Origin of the sequence: Pseudomonas avellanae BPIC 631, assembly GCF_000444135.1 — a bacterium.
In the GTDB taxonomy this organism is placed as follows: Bacteria; Pseudomonadota; Gammaproteobacteria; order Pseudomonadales; family Pseudomonadaceae; genus Aquipseudomonas; species Aquipseudomonas avellanae.
This window is the reverse complement of record NZ_ATDK01000318.1, coordinates 1-7,496: the sequence shown is the minus strand read 5'-3', so window position 1 is coordinate 7,496 and position 7,496 is coordinate 1. Positions and strand designations below refer to the sequence as shown.

At 58.7% G+C, this 7,496-nt stretch carries 2 protein-coding genes; one reads left to right on the top strand and one right to left on the bottom strand.

Features of this window, described 5'->3' with window-relative positions:
• The first annotated feature begins 179 nt into the window (after positions 1-179).
• Positions 180-1,172 carry a LacI family DNA-binding transcriptional regulator gene (locus DW49_RS0119355; protein ID WP_005614744.1) on the top strand — a complete coding sequence of 331 codons (993 nt, stop codon included), beginning with the start codon at positions 180-182 and terminating at the stop codon, positions 1,170-1,172.
• A 119-nt stretch (positions 1,173-1,291) separates the two neighbouring features.
• Here the strand turns inward: DW49_RS0119355 and DW49_RS0119350 are convergent, their stop codons facing one another.
• Positions 1,292-7,033: a coiled-coil domain-containing protein gene (locus tag DW49_RS0119350; protein WP_024420498.1), complete on the bottom strand. Its 5,742-nt coding sequence runs from the start codon at positions 7,031-7,033 to the stop codon at positions 1,292-1,294.
• Positions 7,034-7,496 lie beyond the last annotated feature (463 nt).

Sequence of the window (7,496 nt, the reverse complement as noted above, 5' to 3'; positions counted from 1 at the left end):
TTTTCGAAATAAGTTACCCATAACCTGCAAGCTAAGCTATTGATAAGATTTGAATTTTCCGTTAGTTGGTGGCTGATTTTTTCGAAAACAGTACACTAGGCCGCATCATTGACGTCGCGAAAAAAATCAGGCCTCTGTAGCATGACAATCATCAGTCAACCTGACAGGCCCCGCCTCGCATGACCTCAGTTAAAGACGTTGCACGATTGGCCGGTGTGTCCCTGATGACGGTGTCTCGAGCGCTCAATAATCCGGAAAAACTGAGCCCCGAGACGTATCAGCGCGTCCGCAGCGCGATTGACGAGCTGCAATTCGTCCCCAGCCTGTCGGCGCGCAGGATTCGCGGTGACAACTTGCAGACACGAACCATCGGAGTGTTTGCCCTGGACACCGCGACGACACCGTTTGCGGTCGAGCTGCTGCTGTCAATCGAGCAGACCGCGCAGCAAGCAGGCTGGAACGTGTTTATCCTCAACCTGCTGAGCAACCCGCCCACCGACCAGAACATCGACCTGATGCTGTCGCACCGACCCGACGGGTTAATATTCAGCGCCATGGGGTTGCGTGAAGTGAGCATTCCCCAGCGCCTGAAGAGCAAACCGCTGGTGCTCGCCAATTGTGTAGCCGATGACAGCAGCCTTGTCAGTTATGTGCCGGATGACGAAACAGGTCAGTACCGCGCCTTGCACCACGCGTTCAGCCAGGGTTATCGACGCCCGCTGTTTATCAACCTGCCAAAACAGAGCCTGGCCTGGGAAATCCGGCAAGCAGGCATGCAGCGTGCCTGCCTGGCATTCGGCCTGGCTCCAGACGAACGTATGCAGTACAACCTGTCCGAGCATGACGCCTATTGGGAAACCGCCGCCATCCTCGAACGGCACATGATCGAGGGCAGTCCGCAGTTCGACATTCTGGTCTGCGGCAATGACCGCATTGCCTTCTGTGCCTACCAGTTGCTGCTGGGGCGGGGCCTGAAAATCCCCGCAGATGTCGCCGTACTGGGTTATGACAACATGATCGGCATCGCCGAACTGTTCATTCCTGCGCTGACCACGGTGCAGTTGCCGTATTACGAGATCGGTCGCAATGCCGCCCGGCACTTGATAGAGGGCCTCGACGTATCGGGAACTCAACCAGTGGATTGCCCGCTGGTGGTCAGGGAATCGTTATGAACGGCTTGCCTGGGATCGCTGAGCGCTCGCAGCGTATATAGCGGTCGCTGAACCACAAAAACAAGAAAGCGACCATCAGGTCGCTTTCTGTGTTTTGCCTGAGAGAAGCGCAATCACCTCTACAGGTTATCGAGTTCACCCCACGCACTGTCACGCACGGCATCGCTGAAGCTGCGCTCACCCTCAAGGGCAGCGCGGCTCGCCTGATCCAGGCGCTTGGCGGTAGCCTCCATCGCCTGCTGCTCGTCGAGCAAATCGGCGCGCAGCCGCTGCAACACTGAGGTGGTCAATTGAAGTTCCATTTCCAGCTCTTCGCGATCCTGACCGCCCTCCTGAATACCGCTTTCACGTTGCTTCAGCAATGCGTCCCGACGAGCGACCAGATCATTCACTTGCGATGAGACCCTGTTAAGTTCAAGCCCTGTGGCCGTGCCCGCTTCCACCCCTCTGCCAGCCAGTGTTTCCAGGGCATGCCCGAGCGAACGCCGACGCTTTTCAACAGAGAGCAGTTGAGCCAACGCCGGGTCTTGCTCTTGAGGGGTCCGCTTGCCAGGTATCGTGTACACCTTTTCGCTGGCCTGATGCATGGCACTTATAGCGTCATCCAGCGCCTGATGATGTCGCTGGAGCGACGCAAATGTACCCCGCACACGTCCTCCATCGGCGTCGCGGTCGTCAATTTCAGGCAATGGCAACTCAGGAATGCGCAACAGCAGCCTGTCTAGATGCGCGGACGCGATCCCGTAAGCCTGCTGGAACGAACTGATAGCATTCGCCTCACGCTCATGCGCGGTATTCATACGCTGGACTTTAACCTCAAGTTGTCGCGCCATGTCATTGGTTGTCAGCGCAGCAGCATCCACTGCGCTGCGCAACGGCGACTCTTTACGCGGCGAAGGCGGCCCATACGCAACCTCCCCGGCCTGGGTTCTCTGCCCCAAGGCCTGAATACCGGATTGCTGTAATGCCCGTAACGGCGACTGCAATGCCCTGTTTCCCGCCTCCAGCAACTCAACCCCTTGCAGACCGTCATACAGACCGTATCGGAACTGGATTTCCGCTTCGAACAACTGATGCGATATCGCGCCTGTGGCCGACACGTTCAGCAGCGGCAGCCCTATTCTTGAGGTCACGGGGTTTTCATCGGTGTTATGTACGGCGATCGCCGCCAGCCGATAAAGGTCAGGCGTGGTTTTGATCTTGTCCAGGACGCCGCGCCAATTCAATTCACTTCCCGAGGGTCCCGGCAAACCGAGCGCACGTGCCGATGCCTGCTGCTCGCGCGCCAGTAGCGCGTCATTGATGGCAAACCTCGCCTGAGGGCGCATCTCAAAAACGTAGCGCACCTGATTGACCTTGGGCAACGACTGGAAACTCAGCATGACCTGATCGAGACCCGGCACCTTGCGACGCAGCTCCGCCAGATCGTTCAGCTTGCTGCCAAGCCCCAGATGACCGATGGCGTGAAAGACCACTGTTTCCAGCGATTCACGACCGAACAGGTTGAATTCCACGCGCGCACCGGGAATGGCTCGGGCGTGATTCTGCACGGCGCTTTGCTCCTGCTGACGCAAGTGATGCAGCATCTCCACGATCGAGGCGCGCTCAATTTCGGAGCTCGCCCGCCATACACTGTTGCCGGCGTTCGACATTTCTCTCGAGGCATCGAGACGCTGACGGCGCAATGCCTTTCCGTCCATGGCACCGACGGCTTCCACGCTGCGCGCCCTCGCACCTTGTATGCGGTCAATCACCTGTTTGATGGTCGCGATACGCTCGCCAGGCCTGGTCGGGTAATCGAGCGCGCCCAACTCTGCGATATTGTCAGGAAAGGCTTTGGCAAGGCGCTGGCGCATCTGGCCCCACTCCCCAGCCGTAACAGACTTGGCAACTTCGGTATCAAAGGTGCGTTTATAGCTGGCCGTCGACAGGAAGGGGCCGCGGCGCTTGTCATCAACCACCGCATCGGTCGGCAACTGCACGTCGCTTGACGCGACGCGGATGCCGGCGAGCTGCAGATTACCGTTTCCAGTGGAGGCATTTATCAACTTCTGGGGGTTATCGCCCAGCGCGGAAGACAGCGCGCCTCCCAGATTCAGGCTGCTATTGAATTCAAGATTGAAATCCGTGCGGCCCTGAAATTCCAGACCGATAATATCGGCCCAGGCGTGATCCAGGTGTAACTCCATTTGCCCCCAGTGCGCGCCAGCCTGAGCCGTCCCGCCTACCGACAACGCCCCCGACGCAGTGCTGCGCCGATTGTTTGCGCCAGAGACGGCCGCATCTGCCGTCGGCTTCTGTGGCCCATATTTCTGGCTCAGGCTGAATGGCGATACGCTGACGTTCGCGCCCACAGAGGCATTCACATTGGTTTCAAACAGATCAAGACCAATCGAACCACCGTTCACACCGGTGCGCAGGATGTGGGTGGTATCGGGATGGTTGACATCAAATAACAGCCGCGCGAAATCAGAGATCGTCGAAGGTGCGATGATCACGGCGGCGCCCTGACCATGCTGGTACGCGCCGGAAATACCCAGGTTGGCAGAGCCTCCCCACGTCGAGTTCATCGAGCGGCCCGGTCGCGAATCAATAACACGGCCGCCAGTGCCGGGGCCTGGCTTGAAGTCGATTCCGATCCCTGACGTCGCGGATACAGAGGCCTTGGCGTGGCGCACAAAAAACGCGACCAGGCCGGCGTCGCCATCCTTGCCATCGCCGATGCGCTCTACGCCGAGCACTTGAAGCGCCTCGCCAGTCACGCCGACGCTGAACGCATTGAGATGTTTCCAGTCAGCCGATCCCAACGAACCGCGCAGCTCCAGACCACGCGATTGCGTCGAGAAGAAGGTGCTCCGGTTGAACAGATCCAGGAGCAAGTCGGACATGCGCGCCGCCATTTCGTCCGGCGCGGCATCGGGCGGCAAGCCAAGATTTTTGAGCAACTGGGTGCGGCGTGCCGAGCCCGGCAACGCTATCTGTTCGCGAAACGTCGTCGCCACATCATCGAAGGCCGCTAATTGACCCCACGACGACAGACCGAGTTTGCACAATGCAGCAAGCCTGGCATCTTGCTGAAGTCGCTCCGTCATTTCCAGCGCCTGCGCGTCCGTGCTGCTCAACAGCGCATCATAGTCCACCAGACCTGCAATCAATCCTGCTGTTCGCAAGCCGTGTGGCGCCTGGCTGTGGGCGCTGTCAACGCTTCCATCATCTGCCGGCAAGCGTACGCCAGCGCGCATCATTTTTTCGCTGACCTCGCACAAAACGCTCAACAACTCAGCCTCACGTTCGCTCATACGATCCGCATGCAGGGCCGCGCCGCCAGCCAACGCTTTGATACTCTGGTTGAGGTTCGGCAACATGTCTTCTGATTTGGATAATCCGGCGGAAGACAGCGCCTTATCCACTCGCGAATGCTGTCGTCGCCATAGCTCGGCCAGCCGGAACGTTGGCGTAGAGGTGGTAGAAACCCTATCGTCCGCACTGTCGCTGTCGCCCATATCGCCCATATCGCCCATGATCACGCCTTCATGAAAGCCGATCTTGCGCAAGTCGCGTAACAGCGCCTCCAGTTTCCCTTCTCGCAGATTCAACAAGCGTTGCGTTTGCTGATGTGACAGTCCGAATCTTTCTCCGTCCGACGGCCCTACGGCCGAAGCGACGCGCACTTGCGCGAGCGTCGGCAGATGTTCAAACAGTATTTTTCCTGATGTGTAAGCCTGTTTCGCCTCATGATGGAAACTGGCCAGGCGCTTCTCCTGAGGCGTTGGCGGCAGTACGACACCCAGCGTATGCGCCATTGACCGCATCGCGCTGTTCGCCGCTGCGCCCACTACATCTCTCGCCAACGCGCCTACCTGAGCGCGGGTCGTATCAACCACTGCCTGTAGGCTCGACGCCGCCGTCAACGGGTTGTTGGCCGTTGTCCCCAGCAGCGACGTAACCACCGATGCGTCATGATGTGGTGTGCTGATACGACTGGCTTGCTGCTGATTGGCGAGGGCGTTGCTACCCGCCAGGAAGTTCTCCGACGGCGCTTCATCCCTCTCTGGCTCAGGCTTAACGCGTGCCGGCAGGGATTGATTGTCGTGCGAGGTCATTGATGGCAGCAACGTATGCCAGTTTTCTCCCAGCTGTAGTTGTATTTGCCCCGTGCGAGTAGCGCGAAGACTTGAAGGGTGAACACTACCCGGCAGAACTATCGGCACAGGCTCCCAGTCATCGTTAGCACTCAACCGTTTCAACTGAGGGCGCTGGCTATGGGGGTGGTGCAGCACGAGCAACTGATCGTTGAGCCCTACGGCGATGGCGACGGGGCGCTGCAACGTGGGAAGTCGGCGGGCTGGGCTGTCCGCATCGGCAGCCATTAATCGGCCAGAATCCGTCAGCGCGATGACCCGGCGGTTACCGTGAACCGCCAGCGCCTGTACAGGCTCGTCAAACTGCGCGAGAAGGCTGGTGCGTAACGCTACCGTATCCGGTATGACCGCCAAAGGCCCGCCCGCAGGGTGACGCGGCAGTTCGGCATCGCTCGGCAACCAGGATGTACGCCCCTCCAGTTTCAACTCGACCACCTGCCGGGCATCGCCCAGCAAAGCGAAAACCGGTTTTCTGTCGATAAACCCCAACGGGCTGGAATACAGAGCGTCCACACCCGTCAGCGGATCGCCGCCCGACTGCTTTAGCCGTTCCCACGACTGATCGGGACCCGCTTTATAATGCAGCACACCGTCGATATGCCCCAGCTGAGCATGACCATCAAGCTGAACGTGCGACTGCACTGCGGCCTCCGACGGAACATGCAGCCCTTCGGTATAGAGCAGCAGCAACGGGCGATCCAGCAGGTAAGCAGGACGAAACAGCGCCTCGCCTGGCGCTCGCTGCAAGCTCATGCGCCGCCCGTTCTGGTCCTGCAGCATCAGGTGAACAGTCTCGTCTCGGGACAATCCCATGGCGGTCACGGCCCAACCTTTACCCTGCGCAAAGTCAGCAGGTAATTTCAGGCGGTGGGCTTCAACAGCTCCTGTGCCTTTCAGATCGGCCTGATAAACGCGTCCCTTGTCGTCGAGGATCATTGCAGCGGTGCCACCCGGTAACGGCAGCAAATCAACGGGACGCGCCGGACTCTGTTCGCTCCCCGGCGCGCCAGCTTTTGGCCGCCAAAGCTCGATTGGACGGGAAATGCCATTCGAATGAAGCGCGCCCTCATGCAGCCCGTGCACCTCGCCACCGGCACCAATGCGTACCGCCGCACCTTCAGGAAGGTTTTCAGTTATCACGGATTCGGCGGCAGTGTCGGTCAAGCGCCACAGTTGGCTGCCGTTATGTAGATAGACACCACCATCGGCCTGCAAACCAGTCATTCGCAGGGGCTCTCGGGGGTCCATGCCTGGCAGCGTCAACGGCGCCCAGCGCTCTTCCATATTGGCGGTGTGCACCACACCGCCACGCTCCAGATAGGCTCGATCATGGGAAGACTGCCAGACCCCGGTCAATAACCCTATTGGCGGTTCAGCAAGCCGGGCAGCCACAGCATCGGCAGTTATGTCCCCGCTGATGCCATGTTCCATCTCGGGATGGACCGTCAAAACGGCCATCAACATCCCCGGCACAGAGGTGAAAAACGCCTCATTGCGCGGCGCCAGCGGTTCATGACTCACAGCGTTATAACGCACCAGCTTGCCATCGTTACCAAGGCTGGTTTCGCTTTGAACCGAGGGTCGCTTTGCCAGCCAGGCGTTAATGACACTCTCGCCATCGGCATGACTTCTGACACGAACATGCTTTCCGCGTTGCGACGGCACCGCTTGCAGTCCGAGCACCTGACTGTTCAAACTGGCATGCGGCCGATTTCGCATACCGCCCTTGCGGGACGACTCGCTTAGATCAACCAGAGGCACAGGCTCCGGTAACTGAGGGGGGCTGTTCGCGGGGGAGACACTGTCCGCATGATGAGAGAGAGGGTTGGCAGTAAATCCGGAAGAGGTAACCTTGACCATCGTTATTAAACTCCTGTATATAAATTTACATCCCGTTTATTACCCACGAAGCACCAACGGCATCATGCCGAAGAGGACGCGGTCTACATCTCCATTAGAAGCTGATGACCTGAAACACTATGAGTTCTGCCGGTTGGCACTTTATCCGATGTGGTAATAAACGACAGTAGATTGAGTGGTCAGGCAACCGGATCGGTTCCGGAAAATGTCATAAAAGGGCGGCGGCAAAAACTGAGCGCAACACCTGACCAATCCGGTACGGTGAACCTATGTCATATCATGAACTCAGCATTGAAGAACGCATCACGATCCAGTTTGGCCA

Coding starts and splice junctions, on each gene's coding strand:
- DW49_RS0119350 (WP_024420498.1), bottom strand. CDS start 7,033: ATGCGAAATCGGCCGCATGCCAGTTTGAACAGTCAGGTGCTCGGACTG.
- DW49_RS0119355 (WP_005614744.1), top strand. CDS start 180: ATGACCTCAGTTAAAGACGTTGCACGATTGGCCGGTGTGTCCCTGATG.